Source organism: Achromobacter sp. RTa (genome assembly GCF_000757485.1).
Lineage (GTDB): Bacteria > Pseudomonadota > Gammaproteobacteria > Burkholderiales > Burkholderiaceae_B > Achromobacter.
Genome location: NZ_JPYO01000013.1, coordinates 238,741 through 261,683 on the forward strand (window position 1 = coordinate 238,741; position 22,943 = coordinate 261,683).

The following is a 22,943-nucleotide window of genomic DNA, read 5'->3' on the forward strand; positions in this document are numbered from 1 at the left end:
CATCTGATTCAGAGTGAACGGGAAAGGGAAAGCGCGGTCAGCGCCTGTTCGAGGTCGGCGATGAGATCATCGGGGTCCTCGAGGCCTATATGCAGGCGCGCCATGACCCCGCGCCGGACGGTATCGGGCAGCGACCGGCTGGTGTCCAGCCGCACGGGGATCACCAGGCTTTCAAAGCCGCCCCACGACGCGCCGATGCCGAAGAGCCGCAGGCTGTCGATCAGGCGTTCGACATCCGCCTCGCCCAGGGCGTCCGAAAACTCCACCGTCAACAGGCCGTTGGCGCCGCTGCAGTCGCGCTTCCAGATGGCGTGCGAGGGATCTCCGGGCAGGGCCGGACAGAGGACGCGCTCCACTTCGGGACGGCCCAGGAGCCAATCCGCCACTCGCAACGCGCTGCGCGCATGCTGCGCCATGCGCAGCGGCAGCGAGCGCATCCCGCGCAACACCAGGAATGCGTCGTCGGCGCCGACGGTCTGGCCGAGGTCGATGGTGGCGCGTTCGAGGGCGCGCCAGGCGCGCGCATTGGTTACGGCCGCTCCCATCATCACGTCGGCATGCCCGCCCAGGTATTTGGTGGCCGCCAGGATGGAAATATCGGCGCCCAGCGCCAGAGGCTTGCAGAGCAAGCCAGACGCCCAGGTGTTATCCACAGCCAGCCAGCAATCATGCCGGCGGGCCAATTCCGCGAGCGCGGGCAGGTCCGGCATCTCGTAGGTCAGGGAACCCGGCGACTCCGCATAGATCATCCGCGTGTTGGGCCGGATGAGTTCCGCGACGCCGGCGCCATCCGGCCGGTAATACGTATATTCGATGCCCAGCCGGGACAGGTGCTCGGAACAGAAGCGGCGCACGGGTTCGTACACCGCGTCGGTAACAAGCACGTGGTCTCCGGCGCGCAGATAGGCGAGCAGCACCGTGGCGATGGCGGCCTGGCCGGTAGGATAAAGCTTGGCGCGATGGCCGGCCTCGAGTTCGACCAGCGCGTCTTCGAGCGCGTGCGTGCTGTCGGTGCCGCGCGCGCCATAGGACGGCAGGCGTTCCTCTTCGCGGCGGGCGCGCGTATCGCGCCACGCCTGCACGCTGTCGAAGACGTAGGTGCTGGCGCGCGTGACGGGCGTATTGACCCAGCCTTGATGGGGACGCCCTGCGCGCAGCAGGCGCGTCGCGGGCCGAAGGGGCTTGCTCATGATCAACGGCGGGTCTGCACGCCGATCGGCATGACCTTGCAGGTGCCGGCTTCGAGATCGAACGCCAGGCGCTCATTCAGCGTTTCCAGCGCCCGCCCGTACATGTGCAGGTGCCGGATGACGCTATCGCCCTGGATTTCCACCGCGTGGATATCGTCGGGCATCAGGGCGATGCCGGCGCCCGGCCCCACCACGACGGTTCCCGTTTTTTCCAGGCGGCCCACGCCGGGCTCGGAACCGTCGTCGAGGCGGTCGTAGACGTAGTTGTATTCCACGCCTTCAACGGCAGCGATACAGGCCCACGTCGTGTGATTGTGTGGAACGATCTGCTTGCCGGGACGCATCACGTTCAAATACAGCGCGTAGCTCTTGTCGGCATCCTCGGCGATCAGGTAGCGCGCCTGGCGTTCGCCGTCCTCCGGCGCGGGATAGCGGTCCGCGGCCCACCAGTCCGCGTGGCCGGCCAACGCCACCAGCTCGTCGAGCACGACCTTCAGGCTGTCCCGGTTCAGCCCCTTATTTCCTACAGTTTTCTTAATATTTCCGATGGCGCCGTCGATGCCGGCCTGATGAGGATGCGGATTGCTCACTTGGATTTTCCCTGGTTTCAGTCGTTATCGGATTTAATGTATCCCCCGGCCGGGCACCGGACAATTTAAATTGCCTTAATATCCTATTAGCGTTCCTAATACTTTTGAGCCATCCATGCGCAACCTGGATCTGGACCTGCTCCGCACGCTGGCCGCCATCGCCCAATACGAGACGTTCTCGGAAGCGGCCAACCGGCTCTACAAGACGCAGTCGGCCGTCACGCAGCAGATGCAGCGGCTGGAATCCACCATAGGCCGGCCCCTGTTCGAAAAGCAGGGCCGTAACAAGGTGCTGTCGTCGCACGGGCGCCGTCTCGTGGAATATGCCCGCCATATCCTGGCCATCAACGACGAGGCGCTGCGCGCCCTGCAGGACGGGCCGCTGGAAGGAGACCTGCGCCTGGGCGCCCCGTTGGACGTGGCGGACACCATACTTCCCACGCTGCTCATGCATATCGCGCGCTCGGCGCCCCGCGTGAAGCTGGAAATCCGCACGGACCGCAGCCCCATCCTGATGGACGCGCTGCGAGCCGGCGAAATCGACCTCACGATCTCCACCCGCTTCGATCAGGACTTCGAAGGGGTGGCGCTGCGCACTTCGCCGACGGTGTGGCTGGCCTCCGCGGACTATGTGCACGACGTGCATGCTCCCGTGCCGCTGGTGCTGGCCGATGAGCCCAGCATCTTCCGCCGCCTGGCCCTCAATGCGCTGGAACAGGCGCGCGTGCGCTGGCACACCAACTATGTGGCGCCGAACCTGGTGGGGATAAAGGCGGCGCTGCGAGCCCGCCTGGGCGTGACGGCGCGCAGCGTGGAACTGCTGGGCCCGGAGATGCGCGTGCTGGGAGAAAAGGAGGGGCTGCCTCCCTTGCCGGACGTCACGTATTTCCTGTGGATAAGGCGTGACCTGATCAATCCGCTGACGCGGCAGGTCTATGACATGCTCAGGGCCAACCTCGGCCTGGCGCAGCAAGGCGACGTGGCGGCCTAGCCGCCAGGGCCCATTCAATAGCGGTCGAAAATTCGCTGCAGGGCGGCCGGGTCGCGCGTGATGGACAGGCCCAACATCAGCAGGATGCGCGCCTTTTGCGGGTTCAGGTCGCGCGCGGCGACGAATCCCATGCCGGCATCGTCCAGTTCGACGTCGCGCGCAACGAAGCCGCTGCCCGTGCGGCTGGATCGCACGACCGCCACGCCATTGGAGGCGGCCCGCACCAGTCCGTCGATGGCCAGGTCGGTCGCATTGCCGTCTCCGACGCCCGCCAGCACGATGCCGTCCGCGGCGCCGGCCAGGAAATCGATCAGATCGGCCTGCAGGTTGGCGTGGGCGTAGACGACGTCCACGCGGGGCCATCCGGCCTTTTCGAGCAATGCGAGTGAAAACTCGCTTTCCGTCGTGTGGACGGTGGTGTTGCGGGAGTAGAAGATCGGCGCGGCGCCGTGCATCACGCCAGCGCGGCCGCGATTGGGCGAGGCGAATGCGCACAGGCCGGCGCTGGCGGTCTTCTGGATCTCGCGGGCGTAGTGCACGTCTTCGTTCATGACGACCAACGGCCCGCGGCCCCGGGCCTCGGGATGGCGCGCCAGCGCCACGGCGTTATAAAGATTGGCGGGCCCCTCGGCGCCCAGCGCGGTGGCCGGGCGCATGGCGCCCACCAGCACGATGGGCTTGTCGTGGCGGATGACCAGGCTCAGGAAATACGCCGTTTCCTCCAGCGTGTCCGTGCCGTGCGTGATGACGATGCCGGCCACCGACGCGTCCCGGCACAAGGCCTCTACGCGGGCGGCCAGCGCCTGCCACACGCCGTGCGTCATGTTCTGGCTGCCGACGTTGGCGATCTGCTCGGCGCGGATGTCGGCGATGCCGGCCAGCTGCGGCACGGCGGCCAGCAGATCGCCGACGGAAAACGACCCGGCCTTGTAACCCGCGGAAGTCGCGTCTGCCTGGGCGCCGGCAATCGTGCCGCCCGTCGCCAATACCGCGATGACAGGCAGCGCGCGATCAGGCATCCACCACCCCGGACAAGCCCTGGCGTTCGAGCAGGGAATTCAGGTGTTCCCAGCCATGGAAGTCGATGACGATCTGGCCCTTTTCCTTGGCGCCCACCTTCAGCGCGACGCGCGTGCCCAGATGGTCGGACAGGGCTTCTTCCAGGCGGGTCAGGTCGCGCGACGCGCCATTGGCCTTCTTCTTGGGCGAGGCGGATGCGTCGGCGTCCTTGGCGGTCTTGGCGACCAGCTTTTCGGCTTCGCGCACCGACAGGCGGCGCGCGATGATCAGGTTGGCCAGCTGGATCTGCGTAGCCGCGTCGACGGCCAGCAACGCGCGCGCATGGCCCATGTCCACGTCGCCGGCCAGCAGCATGGTCTGAACCGGCGCGGCCAGGTTGAGCAGGCGCAGCAGGTTGCTGGTGGCCGAACGCGAACGGCCGATCGCCTGGGCGGCCTGCTCGTGCGTCAGCCCGAATTCGTCCAGCAGCCGGCGCACGCCCTGCGCCTCTTCCAGGGGATTCAGGTCTTCGCGCTGGATGTTCTCGATAAGCGCCATGACGGCCGCGTTCTCGTCGGCCACTTCACGCACCAGCACGGGCACTTCCTTCAGGCCCGCGATCTGGGCGGCCCGGAAACGGCGCTCGCCCGCGATGATTTCGTAGTGGCCGGGCGCGGCCTCGCCCAATGCCCGCACGAGAATGGGTTGCATGATGCCTTGCGTGCGGATCGATTCGGCCAGTTCGCCCAATGCGCCTTCGTCCATGCGCGTGCGCGGCTGGTATTTGCCGGCGCGCATCTTCGAGACGGGCAAGGTGGACGGCGGACCCTCGGGCTTGGCCACGGCCTTGCCGATGTTTTCGATGGCGGGCGCGTCCGCGCCGAGCAAGGCGTCCAGTCCGCGACCCAATCCCTTGGGTTTCTTGGTGGCCATAGTTAAATCCTCTTTCCTTCTGTTTTTGTATCTCGAGCCTGGCTCAGGCTTCCGCGTGCTCGGCGGGCAGGCGGTACCAATACGCGTAACAGTCTTTGAAACCGTAGCGGCCATACAAGGCGCGCGCGGCTGAATTTTCCGGCTCAACCTGCAAATAGGCTGTCGTGGCGCCGCCGGTAGCGCCCTCTGCCAATAAGTGTTCCACCAGGGCGCCAGCGTAGCCTTTGCGCCGCTGCCCCGGATCGGTGACGATGTCGAACAGACCCACGAGATCCCCGTCGCGGGCCGCCAGGCCCGCAGCCACGCACCGTCCGGCGGCGTCCATCGCCAGCACCGGCAGAATATCCACAGCCAGCCCTTGAAGGCGTGTCCGGTGTTCATCGACGTGCTCGGGCCGCGAGCCGCGCATCTCCCCAACCGCCGCCGCAAAGCGGCTGGCATCGACCGTAAGGAATTGCAGGTCGCCCCTGACGCGAGTCATGGGGGCGAGCGGCATGCACATGACTCGCGTCTCGTCGGTGAAGGTATAACCGCGGGACTCCAGCTCGGCGTCGAGGAAAAAATCGGGGCCGATGGAGGTAATGCGCAGCACCATGGGCAAGCCATGGCGCGCATACAACGAAGAACAATACGCCAGCCGCTCGTCCAGCGTACGTGTGGATAACCCCAGCACATTGACGCTGCGCGCGCGCTTGGCGGACGAGTGCGCGAAACGCACCAGCCAGCCATCATAAAGCACCTGCGCGCCCACAGCCGTCGCATTCAGCGCGGCCTCCTCCAGACGCGCGCGCAGGCTATCGCGCACGTCGGCGGGCGGCGTGCGGCTGGCGGTCATCTGGGGCGGAGCAAAGAGCGCGGAGGTGGACATGGATACGGCTTACTTCAAATCCTTCTTTACGCGCTCGATCATTTCGGCACCAAATGAAATGTAGGCCTGCGCGCCGCGTGACGCACGGTCATAGATCACGCCGGGCATGCCGTAACTGGGTGCTTCGGCCAGGCGCACGTTGCGCGGCACGACGGTCTTGAAGACCTTGTCGCCGAAGTGCGCCTCGAGCTGCGCGGACACTTGCTGTTGCAGGGTCATGCGCGGGTCGAACATCACGCGCAGCAGGCCGATGACGCGCAGGTCGTCGTTGATGTTGCGATGCACGCGCTTGATGGTATTGACCAGGTCGGACAGGCCTTCCAGCGCGAAGTACTCGCACTGCATCGGAATGATGACGCCATGGGCGGCGGCCAGCCCGTTCAGGGTCAGCAGGGACAGCGTGGGCGGGCAGTCGATCAGAACGAAGTCGTACTGGCCCGAAACGGTGTCGATCGCCGTTTTCAACTGGCGTTCGCGCTGCTCCATCTGCACCAGGTCGATCTCGGCGCCGGAGAGTTCCCGGTTGGCGGGCAGCACGTCGTAGCCGCCCGATTCGGAACGCACGCGGGCCTGCTCGATGCCGGCCTCGCCGATCAGCACCTGGTACAGGTTCGATTCAAGCGTGTTCTTGTCGATGCCGCTGCCCATCGTGGCGTTGCCTTGAGGGTCCAGGTCCACCAGCAGCACACGTTGATTGTGCGTGGCAAGGCCGGCCGCCAGATTGATGGCGGTAGTCGTCTTGCCCACACCGCCCTTCTGGTTGGCAATGCAGAATACGCGGGCGGTCGTGCTGGGGGGTATGTTCTTCATAGGGTTCCTTGACTACGGCGCATCCAGATCAGGCAGCGCTCCGCTTGCAGCTCCGGCACATGAAGCGGCTGAATACGGTCGACCTGCCATTCCCCGCGCGCGTGCAACGCCTGGATTTCATCCTCGGGGAGCTTGCCCTTCATGGCGACGAGGGTACCATCGTTGCGCACGTGACGACCTGCGAGTTGAGCAAAATCGTCCAAGGATGCGAAGGCTCGCGACGTGACAATGTTGCACTCGGCGGGGGCCAGCGTTTCGATGCGCGCGTGCCGCGCCTGAAGGTTGGGCAAGGCCAGCACGCCGCTCATCTGGCGCACGAATGCGGTTTTCTTTTCGACGGCGTCCACGCAGGTCACGGACCAGTCGGGCCGCATGATCGCCAGGACGACGCCGGGCAGGCCTCCGCCCGATCCGACGTCGTAGACCTTGGCCGCGGCGCCAGGCACGCCCAGCGCCTCGCTGAAGGGCCCTACGGCGGCAAGGCTGTCGAACAGGTGCTGGACCAGCATCTGCTGCGGATCGCGGATCGCCGTGAGGTTGTAGGTGCGGTTCCAGCGCTGCATCTGGGACAGATAGTCCAGCAGCTTCGCCATCGCGCCGGCATCGGCGTCCAGCCCGAGTTGCTCGCACGCGCGGGAGAGGCGGCCGGGCATGTCGGCGCCGGCGCTCATGGAGTGGCCTTCGTGCTCCGCACTACGGTATTCGCCCTTGGGGCGGCCCGGCGGGCTCATGGAGCTGCCTTCGTGCTCCGCACTACGGTATTCGCCCTTGGGGCGGCCCGGCGGGCTCATGCCGCTTGCTTGCGCGAGCCGTAATGCAGGCGCTTCAAGTGGATAAGGAGCAGCGAGATGGCAGCGGGCGTGACGCCGGAAATCCGGGCGGCTTGGCCTATGGTCTCGGGACGATGCGCCTTGAGTTTCTGGCGCACTTCGAACGACAGGCTGGTAACCGCGTCGTAGTCGACGTCTGCGGGAATGGGCTGCTGTTCGTGCGCAATGTGCTTTTGCACCTCGTCCTGCTGGCGCGCGATGTAGCCGGCATACTTGACCTGGATCTCGACCTGTTCGGCGAGCACCTCGTCGTCCGATACGCCGGGGCCCGCGAGCAGCGTGCCGTCCGTGTTGCGGGCAGCCATCAGGGCTTCATATGAGACGTTCGGCCGTTTCAGCAGATCTGCTAGTGAGTACTCACGTTCAATTGCCTTGCCCAACAGCGGCTCGGCCACTTCCGCCGGCAGCACCCGCGGATTCACCCAGGAAGATTTAAGGCGCTCGACTTCGGCGGCGACGGCGTCGCGCTTGCGGTTGAATGCGTCCCAGCGTAGGTCGTCGACGATACCGAGCCGCCGGCCGATTTCCGTCAAGCGCAGATCGGCATTGTCTTCGCGCAGGCTCAGGCGGTACTCTGCCCGCGACGTGAACATGCGATAGGGCTCGGTCACTCCACGCGTGACCAGGTCGTCCACCAGCACGCCCAGATAGGCTTCGTCCCTGCGCGGTGTCCATTGCTCGCGGTCCAGTGACAGGAGCGCCGCATTGGTGCCCGCCAGCAGGCCTTGGGCCGCGGCTTCTTCGTAACCCGTCGTGCCATTGATCTGGCCTGCGAAGAACAGGCCCTCGATCGCCTTGGTCTCGAGCGTGCTCTTCAATCCACGTGGATCGAAGTAATCGTATTCGATGGCGTAGCCCGGTCGCAGGATGTGTGCGTTCTCCAGGCCGGGCAAGGAATGGATCAACTCCAGCTGCACATCGAACGGCAGGCTGGTCGAAACACCATTCGGATAGACCTCATGCGTATCCAGGCCTTCGGGTTCCAGGAAGACCTGGTGCGACTGCTTATCCGCAAAACGGTGGATCTTATCTTCGATGGATGGGCAGTAGCGCGGCCCCACCCCTTCGATCACTCCGCTATACATCGGCGAGCGGTCCAGGCCGCCGCGAATGATGTCGTGCGTGCGGGCGTTGGTATGGGTGATCCAGCAGGGCAGCTGCCGCGGATGCATCGCCACATTGCCCAGGTACGAGAACACGGGGATGGGATCCAGGTCACCCGGCTGCTCTTCCAGCACGCCGTAGTTGATGGAGCGTCCGTCGATGCGGGGAGGCGTCCCCGTCTTCAGGCGTCCCTGCGGCAGTTTGAGTTCTTTCAAACGCTGCCCGAGAGAGATCGCGGGAGGATCCCCTGCCCGGCCGCCGGAATAATTCTGCAGGCCCACGTGAATCAGGCCATTGAGGAAGGTGCCGGCGGTCAGCACCACCGTCTTCGCTCGGAACTTGAGCCCGATCTGGGTGACGGCGCCCACAACGCGATCGCCTTCCACCATCAGGTCTTCGACGGCCTGCTGGAACAGCCAGAGATTCGGCTGGTTCTCCAGACGGCCGCGGATCGCCTTCCGGTACAGCACGCGGTCGGCTTGCGCTCGGGTCGCACGTACGGCCGGGCCCTTCGATCCGTTCAGGATGCGGAACTGGATCCCCGACTCGTCGGTGGCCAAAGCCATTGCGCCGCCCAGGGCGTCGACTTCTTTGACGAGATGACCCTTGCCGATTCCTCCGATGGAGGGATTGCAAGACATTTGACCTAGGGTTTCGATGTTGTGCGTCAGCAGCAGCGTCTGGGCGCCAGTGCGTGCGGCAGCCAATGCGGCTTCAGTGCCGGCGTGGCCGCCGCCGACGACGATGACATCGAATGCGCGGGGATAGTCCATGATGGGGAGGTAAGAGAGCGTTCGGTGCTCATTATAGAGGCAGCGATTGCATGTTTCACGTGAAACATGTTTCGGTGCAGCAATGGAGGCGTCCGGGTGGCTTGAGCCGTAGGCAAATGGCAACGGCGCGTCGTCAAGGCCGCACAATATGTCGGCATTTGCCGGTGTTTCTACGATTTGTTCCACGTGAAACAGGGGCCTCCGACAGGCTCTTTGGGGAGCTACGATAACTCATGGAGAGCATGAGGATTCGGGTTTGCATCCTTTCGCTATGCCCAATCCCTGACCTTGGCCCTCATCGATGGACTTTCCGTCTCTGTTTCACGTGGAACATGTCCACCTGCGAAAGCACCTAGGCATTGTGGGGAGGAAATTCCTGCCCGACTGCTAGTGGCACCCCACGGACTGGCCCTACCTCGTTGCCAGAAGGATGCACCACATGTTCCACGTGAAACATCAAATTGACTGATATGCCGTGCGTAGGCTTAGGGCTGGGTCGCCTATGCCTACTATTATTGGCCGGTCATATTCCTAGCCGCCTTCTGACGGTAAGCGTAGCCATTCAAGTATTGGCTTGGCGGGAATCAGTCCGTCGATGTTCCACGTGAAACATCCCATTTACCTGTAATCGATACAGACCAGAGCGCTAGTGCCATTCACCGCCAGGACCGAGCTTCGCTAACGCATGTCCACTGGCAGTACCCCCCGGTCTCGCTTGACGACGCCTGAAGTGGTCTATGTCTCACGTGAAACATAGACCATAAATACGGGCGAACGCTCTTCGGCAACCGCTACATACGCACCTGAGAGGCAACGTCGCGGATGCACAGGCTTCAATATTCGAAAACAAACTGGCCTATGTGGGCTATCCCATTGATGCGGCGCCATCAATGTTTCACGTGAAACACCCATAGCGCGCAAAGGCTGCTCATATTATTCGAGCTGCTCACGCTAAACTCCGCGAAGAGCAACTGGGAGAACTGATAAGGCAAGCCACGGATCACTCAATGTTCCACGTGAAACCGATCGGAAGCGAAGGACTGGCCAAACGCTCGAGTTGCCAGACGTCATGCCAGGCGATCTGGCGAATTGCTTGTTCTGAATCAAAAATCAGCCTGGCGCCACAAAAATTTGAATGTTTTTGACCCTACCCTACCCCTACCCCCAAAAAGTGCATCATTTTTGGAGTTTCACGTGAAACAGGATCAATACCTTCAAATAATCGCAGCAAAGAAAACGCCGGTTTACCGTCCATAACTTGTTGAGCGGCAGGGATAAATTCAATGCATCGAAAAGAACGCCGCCCGTTCGGCGCCGAACAGAGTCACTTCCAGCTGCGTAACTTTTCAAATATGCGCCACCCCTAGCAACGGCACTCCATCACGCAACAACATGGCCGGCTGGGCAACCGGAGCTATACATGAGCGAGGTTCTGCAATTCGCCTCGCGCGAAACCTACACTCAAAAAAACCAACCTCAGATGTCCATTGAGTTCATAACAGAGTTATCAACAAACACCTCTATTCCCGATTGCCCAGCCCGGGCGTTTCACGTGGAACAAGTCTGGGGATAAGTCGGAAGAAGGGAGGAAAGCGGCGACGATCCGAGCCACGATGCTGCATGTGAGTGCAAAAGACCCAGATCCATGAAAAAGCACAAATGCGCAACATCTTCCCTATGAGAGCAACCTGTTCTTGCAGGGCCAAAGGGAAAAAGATTCTCAGGAAGCGACGCCTTCACGGTACGCGAAGGTCACGGGCCGCCGTGGAAAACTTTGTGGATAAGATGAAGCCGGAGAGCCGGCATCGCGCCACGATTGCGTCCGCCCGCAGCATCAAACCATGCGGGAACCAAGCTCCGATCCTCGGGTCAAAATCGCCTTGCGCTGCGCATCACTCATCGCTGACTTATCCCCATTGTTATCCAAGCGCGCGATATTTATCCCGCGAGCTTGCCGAGTACGTGGAGGCCGGCGCAGCAAGATTCATTGACCAAGCAATTATCTTGCCCATCTGTCAGCTGCGGCACCATCATCCATTTGGTTGATATCCAGCTTATCTTCCGCATGCTGTGGAAAACCCGTAGACGTGGCCAAAGAGCCGCCTCGCCATACTGGCGGTCCTTCCCGAGAATTCCAGCAACGCTACCCGAAAGTCTGAGCCAGGCCCTCCTATCCCCATTTATATCCACAGGCGCGAACCTCGCTTCGACAAGCCAAAAGGAGTAATTCTGTGCATAACCGGGATGGGGATATCTTTGTGAACAACCACCCTCGCGCAGCCCCTGAAAAAGGCCAGACCAAATAGAAAAGTCGCGCGCGACAGCCATGGCCATGCCGCGCATTTGCGCCGAAACAAGGCCAAGCGCATGTATTTGCTAGGGAAAAATCCCGTTTTCTCTTCAGTATGACAAAAGCGGCAAACTTGCCGCGACGGCCGGCGCCGCGTTACCGGATACTCGTGAAAACTGGGATAACTGTGCAAAACCCCGGCCAAGTCGACCGGGCTGCTTCATTACTGAGCACGAAAATACTCATGCCCGAAAATAATTATCCACAAACTTATCCACGGGTCGAGAATATGTTAGTAATTACTAACATTGAAAGAGCGCTGCCGGAAAGACAGGGCTCCAAAATGAAACAACGCCCCAGACCCGGAGGTCTTGGGGCGTTGCAGCCAGGCCGAACCTGGCGGACGGGAAATTGGGATTTCCCGATTTAGAGCGGGCGAATTTCGGCCGCTTGAGGTCCTTTCGGACCATCCTTAACTTCGAATTCGACTTCCTGGCCTTCGTTCAGGCTGCGATAGCCGCGGCCCTGGATGGCGGAAAAGTGTGCGAAAACATCGGTCCCGCCAACGTCCGGAGTGATGAAACCGTAACCCTTGTCAGCGTTGAACCACTTAACTTTGCCCTTCTGAGCCATTTTTTCTAGCGTCCTGTAATTAACTCGAAATGCAATGAATCAAGGACGCCGTGAGAACTGAACGACCGGTAGTGACACCTGCGTTGCTGCTGCGTTCCCGCTTGCCGCCAAGCTGCAGAACGAGTCCGCGCGCTGCTTGAATCAACTGCCTGATCAGCATACTCACCACACATTACAGACTCATATAGTTGTTTTCCCCAATGTCGTATTTTTCAGACTGGAACGGGTCCGATTCACACCGAATCGGCCTGCCGCGGGGCCAGGAACGCGTACAGCGGGCCGGTAACAATCACGACGAATACCATCCGGGTTACATGAAACGCCGTGACCACCGGCACGCCCAGCTGCAGCACTTTGGCGGTGATCGCCATTTCCGCAATGCCTCCCGGCGTGGTGCCCAGGATCAAGGTTGGAATGGGCGCCGCCGACCACAAGGACAGCAAGGCTCCAAGACCGAACGCAAGCGCCAGCGCGGTAATGGTGAACCCCGCCACCGCGGCAATGAAGCGTGGAGCCGCCCTGAAAAAGTCGGGCCGATAGCGGTCTCCCAATGACCAACCGATGAACAGCTGCCCGATCTTGGGCACATAGTCCGGCAACGCCGACAATTCGATGCCGGACGCCGTCAACATCATGGCGACAAGCATCGGGCCCAGCACCCAGGGGTTGGGCAGGCGCAGCTTCATGAAGGCCGCTCCGCCTATGCTCGTGAGCGCCACCAGCAAGGCCAGGCCCGCGCCATGGACTTCGCGCGGCCCCGGCACGGTCGGATCCAGCCCCGCGACGCCCCACCACTGGAAAATGAATGGCACCGTGACCACGACCAGCAGCACGCGCACGCTATGCGCCGTCGCCACGCGATCGATGCGCGCGCCGTGGCGCTCGGCCAGGTTGGCCATCTCGCTTGCGCCCCCGATCGCGGACGAGAACCAGGCGGTCTTGAAATCCACGTCCGCGTAGCGGCGCAGGATAGCGGTGCCCATGAACGCCAACCCCAGCGCGAACAGCATGCCCACGATGATGGGCCCCGCGTTGCTGCCGATGTGTCCGATCACCTGCGGCGTGAAATAAAGGCCCAGCGATGTTCCGATGACCCATTGTCCGCCGTTGCGTGCCGGCCTGGGGCAAGCCGTGCCCAGGCCTGCGATCCGCGTAGCGGCAGTCAGCAATAGCGCGCCCAGCATCCAGGGCAAAGGAATATGCGCCCATACCGCCAGCAAGGCCCCTGTCAGCGCAATCGCAAACCCGCCCAGCACCCTCAACAGCATATTCCCCACCACGTCCCCTTCCGCGCCTTGAGCTCATGAGAAAACCGAATTATGAGTTAGTGGGATACTTACGAAAACTCTCTCTGCTAGCAGCGTCCACTACCCCGTTCACCATGATCCGATCCAAACTTCCTGACGTTGGCACCACCATTTTTACCGTGATGAGCCGCCTGGCCATCGAACACAAGGCCATCAACCTGGGCCAGGGGTTTCCGGACTTCGATCCCGACCCTGCCCTGTGCGCGCTCGTTGCCAAGGCCATGGCCGACGGCCACAACCAATACCCCTACATGCCTGGCGTGGCTCCGCTGCGCGAGGCCATCGCCGCCAAGACGCGCGAACTCTACGGCCATGCCTATGATCCGGAAACCGAGATCACCGTCACCAGTGGCGCAACCGAAGCACTGATGGCCACGGTGCTTGCCGCCGTCGGCAGCGGCGACGAGGTCGTCGTCATCGAACCTTGCTACGACTCCTACCTGCCGGCGATTCGCCTGGCGGGCGGCACGGCGGTGCCCGTGCCGCTGCGCGCGCCGATCGAAGGCGATCCCTACTACCGCATCGACTGGCAGCGCGTGCGCGACGCCATCACGTCGAAAACGCGCCTGTTGATGCTGAACTTCCCGCACAACCCCACCGGCGCCGTGCTCGACGACAGCGATCTCGACGCCCTGGAAGCCATTGTGCGCGACACAGGCGTGCTGCTGGTTTCCGACGAGGTCTACGAACACATCGTGTTCGATGGAAAGCCGCATGCCAGCGTCGCGCGCCGTCCGCTGCTGGCCGAGCATGCGTTCGTGATCTCGTCCTTCGGCAAGACCTATCACACCACCGGCTGGAAGATCGGCTATTGCTGCGCTCCGCGCCAGCTCAGCGCCGAACTGCGCAAGGTGCATCAGTTCATGGTGTTCACCGTGCCTTCGCCCATGCAGTTCGCGCTGGCCGAATTCATGCTCAACCCCAAGCCCTACCTGGATCTCCCGGCCTTCTACCAGGCCAAGCGCGACCGCCTCTCACGGGGCCTGGAAAAGACTCGTTTCCGCCCTCTTCCCAGCCCCGGCACGTTCTTCCTGCTCGCTGACTACAGCGATATTTCCAAGCAGAGCGAGGCCGATTTCGCACGCGACCTGACCATTAAGCACGGCGTCACCGTCATCCCGGTATCCGCTTTCTACCGCCAACCCGATGCGCCCGAATCCAATCACCGCATCGTGCGATTCTGCTTCGCGAAAAAGGACGCCACCCTCGATACCGCGCTGGAACGCCTGGCCCAAGTCTGACCGGACGAATCATGAATATGAATAAAAGCTCATATTTATATTCCGCTGGTTCCGATGCATGAAAAATGGGGCGCCGCGAGGCGCCCCATGCAATTCCGGCGATGATCCGGAACATTCGCCAAACAGCCTGGCGAACGCCCCGGCTTCGAATCAGGCCGGATCGGCGGCAACCTTTCTTGCTGCGCGCATCCGGCGCATGATCTGCGGCACGATAACGACCGCGGCCGCCCCCGCCCACAAACCGATAGCGACGGGGCTGGCGAACAACACGCTCACGTCGCCGTCCGTAATGGACAAGGCTCGGCGCAAGTTTTGTTCCATCATGTCTCCCAGCACCACCCCCAATACCAATGGGGCCATCGGCACCCCCAGTTTGCGCAGGAAGTAGCCCAGCGTGCCAAGGCCCGCGACCAGCAACAGATCGAACGTGCCCGCATTGATCGCGTACACGCCGATATAGCTGATGCAGAGAATGCCAGGCACCATCAGCCATCCCGGCACCGACAACACCTTGGAGAACAGGCGGACCAGCGGCACGTTCATGATGAACAGCAGCACGTTGGCGACGAACAGCGAGGCGATCAGCCCCCACACCAGATCGGGCTTGGAATCGAACAGGACGGGGCCCGGTGTGATGTTGTAGAGCGTCAACGCGCCCATCATCACCGCGGTGGTGCCCGAACCAGGAACGCCCAGCGTCAGCATCGGAACAAAAGAGCCGATTGCCGATGCGGTAGCGGCGGCCTCGGGCGCCACGAGGCCCCGCATATCGCCTTTGCCGAACTTCGCCTCCGGATCCTTCGCCTCGATGATGCGCTTCTCCTGCGAGTACGCGACAGCCGCGGCCACGCTGGCTCCCGCGCCGGGCAGCACACCGACGCCGAAGCCGACGAACGCGCTGCGCACCACGCTCCACCACGTGAAGGCGAGCTCTTTCAGGTTGAACAGCTTGCGCCCGCTGGGCTTGACCTCCACGCTATGGCCCGCCATCACTTTTTCCAGCATTTCCAGCATTTCGCTGACCGCGAACAGCGCGATCACCACGACCACGAAATCAATGCCGTCGGCCAGATGCACCGATTCGAAGGTATAGCGGTATACGCCCGAGTTCGCATCCACGCCCACCACCGAAATCGACAGGCCGATCATCGCCGCCAGCACGCCCTTGACGGGCTGCTTTCCGAGCAGGCTGGTCAGGCAGCAGAACGCGAATACCATCAGTACGAAGTACTCGGCGGGGCCGAATGCGAGCGCCCATTTCGCCAGGAGCGGCGCCAGCAGGATGATGCCGACCACCGACACGATGGCGCCGAAGAAGGCCGACCACGCAGACAGCGACAAGGCCACGTTGGCCAGGCCCTGCCGCGCCAGGGGGTAGCCATCCAGCGTCGTCATGATGGCGCTGGCTTCTCCCGGCACGTTGAGCAGGATGGAAGTAATGCGCCCGCCGTACTCGGCGCCCACATACACCGCCGCCAGCAGGATCAGCGCCGTTTCCGGCGGCAGGTTCATGGCGAAGGCGATCGGTATCAGCATCGCCACGCCATTGATGGGCCCCAGCCCCGGCAGCACGCCCACCATCGTGCCGAAGAAGGATCCGATGGCGGCCACCAGCAGGTTCGTCACCGAGAAGGCGACGCCGAAGCCTATGGTCAAGTGATCGAGTATGGCGCTCATATCAGGCTCTCCAGCAATCCGCCCGGCAGGACGACGTCCAGCACTTTGTCGAACAGCACGAAAAAGAAAATGCTCATGACGACGCCGCCGATGGCGCATTTGAGCCAGCCACCCCCGAACAGGCGCCCGACGAATACCGTCATCAGCGACGTGGCTATCACGAAGCCCAGCCACTGGAACAGGAAGGCATAAGCGGCGGCGAACACCACCATCAGCGCGATGCGGCCATTGGCGCCGGGCGGATTGGCCTCGACTGCGTTGCCGCCCTTGTAGACCAGCCACAGGCCGCACAGCCCGATGATCAGCGCAAGCAGCAGGGGAAATGCGCGCGGCCCCACGGGCTCGTAAGCGAACGGGGCTTCGATCCCCCATCCCGCCGCGGTCATGAAGGCGGAAAGCGCCAACGCCGCCAGTCCCAATAATCGATCGTTCATGATCACTTTTTCCGTTGTAGTCGCATCGCGCGGCGCAGCCTCTCCCGCCGCCGCGGAAAAACCGCGGCGGGAAAGCCCTGGCGGGCGCGATGCCGGGAGGAATGGCCTGGTGCTTACTTCTTGACCAGACCGAAGGAATCAGCCAGTTCGCCGTACCGTTTGACCTGGTCCTTCACGTAGGCGTCCAGTTCGGGGCCTGTCTTGTTGAACGGAAACAGACCCTGCTGCTGGCGCAGCTTGTCGAACTCGGGCGAAGCCATGGTCTTGTTGAAGGCGTCGACCCAGAACTGGTAGTCGCTGTCCGACACCTTGGGGCCGACGTAGAAGCCGCGGATGATGGGCCAGACGATGTCGTAGCCCTGTTCCTTGGCGGTGGGCACGGTGCCGAGCTTGCCCGGCAGGCGCTGGTCGTTGAACACGGCCAGCACGCGGATCGGCGCGCCGCCTTCCAGCATGGTGAAGGCTTCCGCCGCATCGCCCATGTAGGCCTGGATATGGCCGCCGCGCAAAGCCGTCACGGCTTCGCCGCCGCCTTCAAACGCCACGAAGCGCATCTTCTTGAAATCCACGCCCGCGGCCTTGGCGGTCAGCGCGGCCTTCATCCAGTCCTGGCTGCCCACGGTGCCGCCGGCGCCCAGCACGATCTTGGTCGGATCCTGCTTGAAGGCCTCCATCAGGCTCTTCAGATCCGTGTACGGGGAATCGTTGCGAACCACCGCGACGCCGTAGTCCGTGCCGATCGCGGACAGCCAGCGCACGTCATTGACGTTGTACTTGCCAAACTTGCCCTGGGCCAGGTTCAGCAGAGAGCCGCCCGAGAACGCCACGATGGTACCCGGCTCGTTGGGGTGCTGGGCGACGATGTTGTTGTAGGCCACGGCGCCGATGCCGCCGGGCATGTAGACGATGCGCATGGCGCTCTTGAGCGCGCCGCTTTGCTTCAGGCCCTCGGTGGCCAGGCGGCAGGTCAGGTCGAAACCGCCCCCGGGCTGCGCCGGCGCGATGCATTCCGGACGGCGGGGCTCTTCGGCGGCTTGGGCTGCGCCCAGGGAGAGGGTAATCGCGCCAAGCGCCGCGATGGCGGCCAGGCGCAGCTTCAGACTCGTCTGCATTCTTGCGTCTCCGAGATTTATAGGTCTAGGTATGGCTGGAAGCCCCGCCGTGGCGATTTTCCGCGCTGGCTGCCCCAGTGCACGCAACCGTACAAAATCGAAGCTTTCCAATACCTTTCAAAAACCGCCGTTTTCGTGGCGCAGCGCAGCATCCGGGCCCTGTCCGAGGGTAAACACCAGGGCGGCCCGCAAGCCGGGCAACGGCGCCCGGTTTTCCAGGACGAGCCTGGCGCCGAGAAGCTCGGCAATAGTGCCGACGATGGCCAGACCCAGCCCAGCGCCCGGTTTGTTCTTGCCGGCCGCCCCCCGGCGGAAGCGGATGCAGGCGCGGGCGATATCCTCGGCGGACATTCCCGGCCCGCTGTCTTCCACGACCAGCCTGGCCTGCCCGGCATCCGCCTCGATCCGTACAGTGACTTCCCCCGTGGGCGAGGTATACCGGATTGCGTTGTCCACCAGGTTGCTGACGGCCTCGCGCAGCAACCAGTCGGCGCCCTGCACGACGACGGGCCGCTGCCCTGCCTCCAGGCCGATGTCCAGCTGGCGGACGCGGGCGGTGGGAAGCTGGCTGCGGATGACGCCGTCGGCCAGATCCACCAGGTCAACGGATTCGAGGACAAACCCCCCTTCGGCCAGGGAGGCGTCTTTAGCGCGCGCCAGGGCCAGCATCTGGTTGGTGGTGCGTACGGCCCTGTCCAGGCCTTCCTGCATCGCCAGAAGGGCTGTACGGACCTCCTGAGGGTCTGTTTCGCGCAGGGCATAGGCCGTCTGGGTGCGCAAAACCGACAGCGGGGTGCGCAACTGGTGCGATGCGTCGTCCAGGAACTGGCTCTGGACCCTCGCCTGAGCCGCAAAACGGGCCATGTGGAGGTTTACCGCGGCAACCAGGGGTAGGACCTCCCTGGGCATGTCCGACGCGCTGACGGGGCTCAAATCGTCTGCAGAACGCCCTTCCACCTCTTGCCGCAATCGAGCCAGCGGCCGCAGGGCCATGAAAACCCCCAGGATGATCACCAGGACGCTGATGAGAATGACGGCAAGGTCCCGCTCCACGGAGCGCACCAGGACCTGGTGCAGGAACGCCTGCCGGGTGTCCAGGCCTTCCGCTACCTGGACAACAACCCGTCCCCCTTTATTCGCGTACAGGGGCGGGTCCATGGGGCGCGCCAGCGCGGCGACGCGGACCGGGGTCCCCTGGTAGGTCGCGTAGAAAAAACGAGGCTCGCCCGATACCAGGGGGTCTTGCGGCATGGGCAGGTCGGGATGCCCGATTTCAGCCAGCCCATCTTCGGTCGCCACACGGTAGAAAACGCTGCCGTTGGCCGTCAGCTCGAAAAATTCCAGCATCAGGTATGGCTGCTCCATGGCTAATCCACCGCTGGCTGTGGATATGTTGTGGTCGATCGCGCGAAGCGCTCCAGAGAGCGACCGGTCGTACGCAATGTCGACCTGGTTTCGCAGCTGATGGTTGGATAGCCAAAGCGCGCCCATCATCACCAGCACCAGTGTCGGAATCAGCCACCAGAGCAACTGGGCTTTGAGGGTGCGCGTCCGTTTTTGCCTGGTTTTTCGCGGACTTCTAGTTGTCAACAACGTTCTCCAGGCAGTAGCCCATGCCCCGCATGGTCACGATCTGCACACCGGTGTCCGCCAATTTCTTGCGCAGCCGGTGCACCAGGACCTCGATGGCTTCCAGGTTGATGTCTTCATCGTCGGTGACGATGCGGTCCAGGATCTGCTGCTTGTTGATGGGTTCGCCGCTTTTCTGGATCAGCACTCGAAGCACCGAATGTTCACGTGGGGATAACTGCAGGGGCTGTCCGCCGACGGTGAATTTCTGGGCTGAAGTCTCGAAAACGAGGTTCCCCAGGGTGAGGCGCGGGTGTTCACGCCCGCGGCTGCGTCGGATGAGTGCGATCAATCGTGCTTCCAACTCTTCCACAACAAACGGTTTTGGCAGGAAATCGTCCGCTCCCTGGTGGAGGGTTCCGATTTTTTCGGCCAGCGAATCGCGCGCGGTCAAGACGAGCACCGGCGTACGGTCGTCCCGCGCGCGAATCTTCGCCAGCAAGGTATGCCCATCCATGCCCGGAAGTCCGAGATCCAGGATGACGGCATCGAATTCCTCGATTGCCAGTCTTCGTTCGGCAACCAGTCCGTCATCAGCCCACTCGACAACGAAACCGGCATGCCTGGCCAGGCTTCTTGAAAGCCAGCGGGCAAGTTCGGCTTCGTCTTCTATCAGAAGGATGCGCATGGACGGAGTCCGGGGGGGGATGGCTGGGCGGAATGGGAAGACATGTTTGGCTTTTCCTTTATTTCTCTTTATATAAAGACTAATGATTAATAAGGCCTGTGGATAACTACCTTAACCTTGAAAACCTGTTTTTTTTCATCCACTTGGAGCCGTTTTTGCCTGTGCAAGAACTCTGTGCGGGAAAAAAGCTGAAGTTGGACAAGATTTTGGACCCTGTCCGAAACCCCCGCTTGTTCAACTTGCCTCCACAAAATGTGCACAACCAGCCGCCTTAGGAGTTATCCACAGGCCTCTTTCCGGATCGAGGCTGCAAAACTGGCACTTTTACCCCGAAAAACGCCGCTTCGCACCCCCGCGTTTTGGCCCTCCCAAGGCCCCAAAACGGCCCTGCAAGCCGACATCGAAACCGGGGATTCGGGGGGAGGCATCCGCGCTTTCTTTACAGGGGACTGAACAAAAAATGAGCAGCTTTCGCCGTAGAATCGCGCCATGGCGAGAGAAATCAGAATCAAGAATTCCGGCTGGGCGACCTGGCTGAGAAGCCGTTTGCTGGCTGACAATCTGCCGGCTACCGTGTGCGCGGCGGCGTTGATGGGCCTGTTTGGCGCCTTGGCCACTGTCGTTTTTCGTGAATTGCTGGGCTGGACCCAGATATTGCTCGGCGGCGGGGATGTTCCCCACGGCATGGTGTCGCTGGCCCGGGGACTAAGCCCTTGGCAGCGGTTTCTGATGCCCGCCATCGGCGGGGCGATCGCAGGCGCGATCCTGCAGCTGGCCGCGAAGCGGCTGCCCAAGCGCGGCGCGGCGGACTACATGGAGGCGATATCGGTGGGCCGCGGCATCATCGGATTCCGCCAGACGGTCGCCCGCAGCCTATCATCCATTTTTTCCATCGGGTCCGGCGCTTCCATCGGCCGCGAAGGTCCCATGGTGCAGTTGGCCGCGATGCTGTCTTCTTTGACGGGGCGATACCTGGTGCTGCCGCCCAGGCATCTGAGGCTATTGGTGGCCTGCGGCGCCACCGCGGGCATCACGTCCGCCTATAACGCGCCGATCGCCGGCGCGCTGTTCATTTCCGAGATCGTCTATGGCGCCATCGCGTCCGCCACGCTGGTGCCGCTGGTCGTTTCGTCGGTCGTGGCCAACATCGTGACGCGCCAGATCCTGCACTACGACGCGGTGTTCCACATGCCGCCCTTCGATTTCGTGTCGGGCTGGGAAGTCATCAACTATCTGGGGTTGGGCCTGATCGCCGGCCTGGCGGCGCCGCAATTTCTTCGCTTCCTGGACGTGGCGCGCAGCGCGTTCGGACGCCTGCCTTTTCCTTTGTGGGCAAGGATGGCGCTTGGCGGCCTGATCGTGGGCGCGCTGTCGGTGGTGAACCCCGAGGTCTGGGGAAATGGATACAGCGTGGTCAACAGCTTGCTGCATACGCAGTGGGCCTGGCAGGCAGTCGCCGCCATCCTGTTGCTCAAGACGTTGGCGACCGCGGCCAGTGTGGGGTCGGGAGCAGTGGGAGGCGTGTTCACGCCCACGCTGTTCGTCGGGGCGGCGCTGGGCGCCCTGTATGGCACGGGCTTGCAAGCCCTGTTTCCCGCCGGCGATCTGTCGGCGGTTTCGAGTTATGCGATCGTCGGCATGGGGGCGCTGCTGGCGGCCACGACGTATGCGCCGCTGATGTCGATCTTGATGATATTCGAGATGACTCTAAGCTATGAGGTCATGCTGCCGCTCATGCTGGCATGCGTCACTGGCTATGTAATCGCGCATCATATCCGGCCCGATTCCGTCTACGCGAAATCATTGGCCAGCAACCGGCGCGCGCGAATGGCGGTGTCCCACGTTCAAGAAGGAGATAAGCCCGAGTCGTGATTTACGAGTAAATGCTCGTATTTTAGATATGGGGGCTTCATCAAAGCGCCTTCTTCATGAAGACGCGCTTCAATCCTATTTCCTCGGCGCGGTGCGTTTCGACATAGCCATAACGCGTATAGATGCCGATGTTCTCGGTCATTTTTTCCTGCGTGTAAAGGCGGATGTGCGCATAGCCGAGACGGCGCGCCTCGCCTTCGGCAAAACGGAGCAGCAGCCTCCCATAACCCTTGCCCTGCGCGCCGGGCGACACCGCGATGTTGTCCAGCAGCAGGCAGTCTTCTTCGGGGATCAATACCAGGATGGCCTGGATACCGGCTTGCGTTTCCAGCACGTGGACCGTGTTCCGCGCAACGCGCGCGGGATAGTCGTCAAGCATGGGGCCGGGTGTTGCGCCGATGCGCGCCACATACGGCGCATAGGCGCTCGCGACGATCTGCTCGATCGCGGGGACGTCGGCGACAGTGGCGGGACGGATATCGAAGGACACGGGAATCCTGTGCGCAAGAAAAGCCGGCTGGGCACTAGCCTGGGCGTCCGCCGGGCCGGCGGAATCCAAAATATACGGGCATTCCAGCGCGGCGGGAGCGTCGGTCAAATTAGTTATAAAATTTATAATAAATATGCCGCGCGCGTTCTTGACCGAAGTGCGCGGCCACACGAAGAATTGCTGCGCGGTTCCACACAGGAGCGTCCATGGCATCCGGAAAGTCCGTTCCGGCGGGTAGCGGCCCGCCCAATCTCTGGGAGGAATACTCCAGATTTCACGGGGCGTGCGCCGCCGTTCTCGACCGGGCCGAACAGCGCCGGGACCAGGGCATCCCTCTGACTGAGAGCGAACAGTCGGAATTGCGGACGATGGCGCTGAATCTCGGCGCGCTCGGCCGGGTGCTACATGGCAAAAGAGCGCGGGATATGCATACGCTGGCCGAGCGTCTGGACAAGCTGTTGAAAGACTCCGGACCGGGTGTTTCCGCACAGGCCCTGGACGGCGAAGAGCCCGAACGCGATCCAGCGGCCGTGACGGGCTGA

Annotated in this window: 20 protein-coding genes; 4 read left to right on the plus strand and 16 right to left on the minus strand. The window is 62.5% G+C overall.

Annotated elements, in window-relative coordinates:
• Window positions 1-8 precede the first annotated feature (8 nt).
• Window positions 9-1,190: a cystathionine beta-lyase gene (gene metC / locus JL37_RS05775; protein ID WP_043542585.1), complete on the minus strand. Its 1,182-nt coding sequence runs from the start codon at window positions 1,188-1,190 to the stop codon at window positions 9-11.
• A 2-nt stretch (window positions 1,191-1,192) separates the two neighbouring features.
• Complete coding sequence (locus JL37_RS05780; RefSeq protein WP_043542586.1) at window positions 1,193-1,780, minus strand: cysteine dioxygenase family protein; 588 nt, start codon at window positions 1,778-1,780, stop codon at window positions 1,193-1,195.
• A 115-nt stretch (window positions 1,781-1,895) separates the two neighbouring features.
• Here JL37_RS05780 and JL37_RS05785 point away from each other — a divergent pair, with 115 nt between their 5' ends.
• Window positions 1,896-2,771 carry a LysR substrate-binding domain-containing protein gene (locus JL37_RS05785; RefSeq protein WP_043542587.1) on the plus strand — a complete coding sequence of 292 codons (876 nt, stop codon included), beginning with the start codon at window positions 1,896-1,898 and terminating at the stop codon, window positions 2,769-2,771.
• Between the two features lie 14 nt (window positions 2,772-2,785).
• Here the strand turns inward: JL37_RS05785 and JL37_RS05790 are convergent, their stop codons facing one another.
• The 8 genes from JL37_RS05790 to JL37_RS05825 form a co-directional block, all read right to left on the minus strand.
• Window positions 2,786-3,790, minus strand: coding sequence for an asparaginase (locus JL37_RS05790; protein ID WP_043542588.1), 1,005 nt, complete (start codon window positions 3,788-3,790; stop codon window positions 2,786-2,788).
• The gene (locus tag JL37_RS05795; protein ID WP_043542590.1) at window positions 3,783-4,703 is read right to left on the minus strand and encodes a ParB/RepB/Spo0J family partition protein; all 921 of its coding nucleotides are present in this window, start codon (window positions 4,701-4,703) and stop codon (window positions 3,783-3,785) included. Before JL37_RS05795 ends, JL37_RS05790 begins: the two co-directional genes overlap by 8 nt.
• Window positions 4,704-4,746: 43 nt before the next feature.
• A complete protein-coding gene (locus JL37_RS05800; RefSeq protein WP_043542591.1) occupies window positions 4,747-5,571 on the minus strand; it encodes a GNAT family N-acetyltransferase in 825 nt (274 codons plus the stop codon).
• Between the two features lie 9 nt (window positions 5,572-5,580).
• Window positions 5,581-6,381 (minus strand): ParA family protein, encoded by an 801-nt coding sequence (locus JL37_RS05805; RefSeq protein WP_043542593.1) that lies wholly within the window; start codon window positions 6,379-6,381, stop codon window positions 5,581-5,583.
• Window positions 6,378-7,052: a 16S rRNA (guanine(527)-N(7))-methyltransferase RsmG gene (gene rsmG, locus JL37_RS05810; RefSeq protein WP_043542594.1), complete on the minus strand. Its 675-nt coding sequence runs from the start codon at window positions 7,050-7,052 to the stop codon at window positions 6,378-6,380. The genes JL37_RS05805 and rsmG overlap by 4 nt, the downstream gene beginning before the upstream one ends.
• Before the next feature lie 116 nt (window positions 7,053-7,168).
• Window positions 7,169-9,088, minus strand: coding sequence for a tRNA uridine-5-carboxymethylaminomethyl(34) synthesis enzyme MnmG (gene mnmG / locus JL37_RS05815; protein WP_043542595.1), 1,920 nt, complete (start codon window positions 9,086-9,088; stop codon window positions 7,169-7,171).
• Window positions 9,089-11,804: 2,716 nt separating this feature from the next.
• The gene (locus tag JL37_RS05820) at window positions 11,805-12,011 is read right to left on the minus strand and encodes a cold-shock protein (protein ID WP_006216596.1); all 207 of its coding nucleotides are present in this window, start codon (window positions 12,009-12,011) and stop codon (window positions 11,805-11,807) included.
• 233 nt (window positions 12,012-12,244) lie between these two features.
• Window positions 12,245-13,279, minus strand: a complete 1,035-nt coding sequence (locus JL37_RS05825) for an AbrB family transcriptional regulator (RefSeq protein WP_043542596.1) — start codon at window positions 13,277-13,279, stop codon at window positions 12,245-12,247.
• Window positions 13,280-13,392: 113 nt separating this feature from the next.
• On the opposite strand from JL37_RS05825, the gene JL37_RS05830 reads away from it, so the two are divergent.
• Window positions 13,393-14,559, plus strand: coding sequence for a pyridoxal phosphate-dependent aminotransferase (locus JL37_RS05830; RefSeq protein ID WP_043542597.1), 1,167 nt, complete (start codon window positions 13,393-13,395; stop codon window positions 14,557-14,559).
• A 150-nt stretch (window positions 14,560-14,709) separates the two neighbouring features.
• Here JL37_RS05830 and JL37_RS05835 read toward each other — a convergent pair whose 3' ends face one another.
• From JL37_RS05835 to JL37_RS05855, 5 genes are all read right to left on the minus strand, one after another.
• Complete coding sequence (locus tag JL37_RS05835) at window positions 14,710-16,236, minus strand: tripartite tricarboxylate transporter permease (RefSeq protein ID WP_043542598.1); 1,527 nt, start codon at window positions 16,234-16,236, stop codon at window positions 14,710-14,712.
• On the minus strand, window positions 16,233-16,670 hold the full coding sequence (locus JL37_RS05840; RefSeq protein ID WP_043542599.1) for a tripartite tricarboxylate transporter TctB family protein: 438 nt from the start codon (window positions 16,668-16,670) through the stop codon (window positions 16,233-16,235). The genes JL37_RS05835 and JL37_RS05840 overlap by 4 nt, the downstream gene beginning before the upstream one ends.
• A gap of 113 nt (window positions 16,671-16,783) precedes the next feature.
• Window positions 16,784-17,782 (minus strand): tripartite tricarboxylate transporter substrate binding protein, encoded by a 999-nt coding sequence (locus tag JL37_RS05845; protein ID WP_043542600.1) that lies wholly within the window; start codon window positions 17,780-17,782, stop codon window positions 16,784-16,786.
• 117 nt (window positions 17,783-17,899) lie between these two features.
• A complete protein-coding gene (locus JL37_RS05850) occupies window positions 17,900-19,372 on the minus strand; it encodes a sensor histidine kinase (protein ID WP_156124229.1) in 1,473 nt (490 codons plus the stop codon).
• Entirely contained in the window at window positions 19,362-20,039 is a 678-nt protein-coding gene (locus JL37_RS05855) for a response regulator (RefSeq protein ID WP_043542602.1), read from the minus strand. Before JL37_RS05855 ends, JL37_RS05850 begins: the two co-directional genes overlap by 11 nt.
• Window positions 20,040-20,528: 489 nt before the next feature.
• Between JL37_RS05855 and JL37_RS05860 the strand changes: the two genes are divergently transcribed.
• Window positions 20,529-21,911: a ClcB-like voltage-gated chloride channel protein gene (locus JL37_RS05860; RefSeq protein ID WP_043542603.1), complete on the plus strand. Its 1,383-nt coding sequence runs from the start codon at window positions 20,529-20,531 to the stop codon at window positions 21,909-21,911.
• 40 nt (window positions 21,912-21,951) lie between these two features.
• Here the strand turns inward: JL37_RS05860 and JL37_RS05865 are convergent, their stop codons facing one another.
• Window positions 21,952-22,401, minus strand: coding sequence for a GNAT family N-acetyltransferase (locus JL37_RS05865; RefSeq protein ID WP_052096885.1), 450 nt, complete (start codon window positions 22,399-22,401; stop codon window positions 21,952-21,954).
• Window positions 22,402-22,607: 206 nt separating this feature from the next.
• On the opposite strand from JL37_RS05865, the gene JL37_RS30345 reads away from it, so the two are divergent.
• Window positions 22,608-22,943 (plus strand): hypothetical protein, encoded by a 336-nt coding sequence (locus tag JL37_RS30345; protein ID WP_043542604.1) that lies wholly within the window; start codon window positions 22,608-22,610, stop codon window positions 22,941-22,943.

What these genes read in the sequence shown, in the direction of transcription:
- JL37_RS05800 (WP_043542591.1), bottom strand. Translation starts at nt 5,571, where the DNA reads ATGTCCACCTCCGCGCTCTTTGCTCCGCCCCAGATGACCGCCAGCCGC.
- JL37_RS05805 (WP_043542593.1), bottom strand. Translation starts at nt 6,381, where the DNA reads ATGAAGAACATACCCCCCAGCACGACCGCCCGCGTATTCTGCATTGCC.
- metC (WP_043542585.1), bottom strand. Translation starts at nt 1,190, where the DNA reads ATGAGCAAGCCCCTTCGGCCCGCGACGCGCCTGCTGCGCGCAGGGCGT.
- JL37_RS30345 (WP_043542604.1), top strand. Translation starts at nt 22,608, where the DNA reads ATGGCATCCGGAAAGTCCGTTCCGGCGGGTAGCGGCCCGCCCAATCTC.
- JL37_RS05855 (WP_043542602.1), bottom strand. Translation starts at nt 20,039, where the DNA reads ATGCGCATCCTTCTGATAGAAGACGAAGCCGAACTTGCCCGCTGGCTT.
- JL37_RS05785 (WP_043542587.1), top strand. Translation starts at nt 1,896, where the DNA reads ATGCGCAACCTGGATCTGGACCTGCTCCGCACGCTGGCCGCCATCGCC.
- mnmG (WP_043542595.1), bottom strand. Translation starts at nt 9,088, where the DNA reads ATGGACTATCCCCGCGCATTCGATGTCATCGTCGTCGGCGGCGGCCAC.
- JL37_RS05840 (WP_043542599.1), bottom strand. Translation starts at nt 16,670, where the DNA reads ATGAACGATCGATTATTGGGACTGGCGGCGTTGGCGCTTTCCGCCTTC.
- JL37_RS05825 (WP_043542596.1), bottom strand. Translation starts at nt 13,279, where the DNA reads ATGCTGTTGAGGGTGCTGGGCGGGTTTGCGATTGCGCTGACAGGGGCC.
- JL37_RS05795 (WP_043542590.1), bottom strand. Translation starts at nt 4,703, where the DNA reads ATGGCCACCAAGAAACCCAAGGGATTGGGTCGCGGACTGGACGCCTTG.
- JL37_RS05830 (WP_043542597.1), top strand. Translation starts at nt 13,393, where the DNA reads ATGATCCGATCCAAACTTCCTGACGTTGGCACCACCATTTTTACCGTG.
- JL37_RS05845 (WP_043542600.1), bottom strand. Translation starts at nt 17,782, where the DNA reads ATGCAGACGAGTCTGAAGCTGCGCCTGGCCGCCATCGCGGCGCTTGGC.
- JL37_RS05790 (WP_043542588.1), bottom strand. Translation starts at nt 3,790, where the DNA reads ATGCCTGATCGCGCGCTGCCTGTCATCGCGGTATTGGCGACGGGCGGC.
- JL37_RS05835 (WP_043542598.1), bottom strand. Translation starts at nt 16,236, where the DNA reads ATGAGCGCCATACTCGATCACTTGACCATAGGCTTCGGCGTCGCCTTC.
- JL37_RS05860 (WP_043542603.1), top strand. Translation starts at nt 20,529, where the DNA reads ATGGCGAGAGAAATCAGAATCAAGAATTCCGGCTGGGCGACCTGGCTG.
- JL37_RS05820 (WP_006216596.1), bottom strand. Translation starts at nt 12,011, where the DNA reads ATGGCTCAGAAGGGCAAAGTTAAGTGGTTCAACGCTGACAAGGGTTAC.
- rsmG (WP_043542594.1), bottom strand. Translation starts at nt 7,052, where the DNA reads ATGAGCGCCGGCGCCGACATGCCCGGCCGCCTCTCCCGCGCGTGCGAG.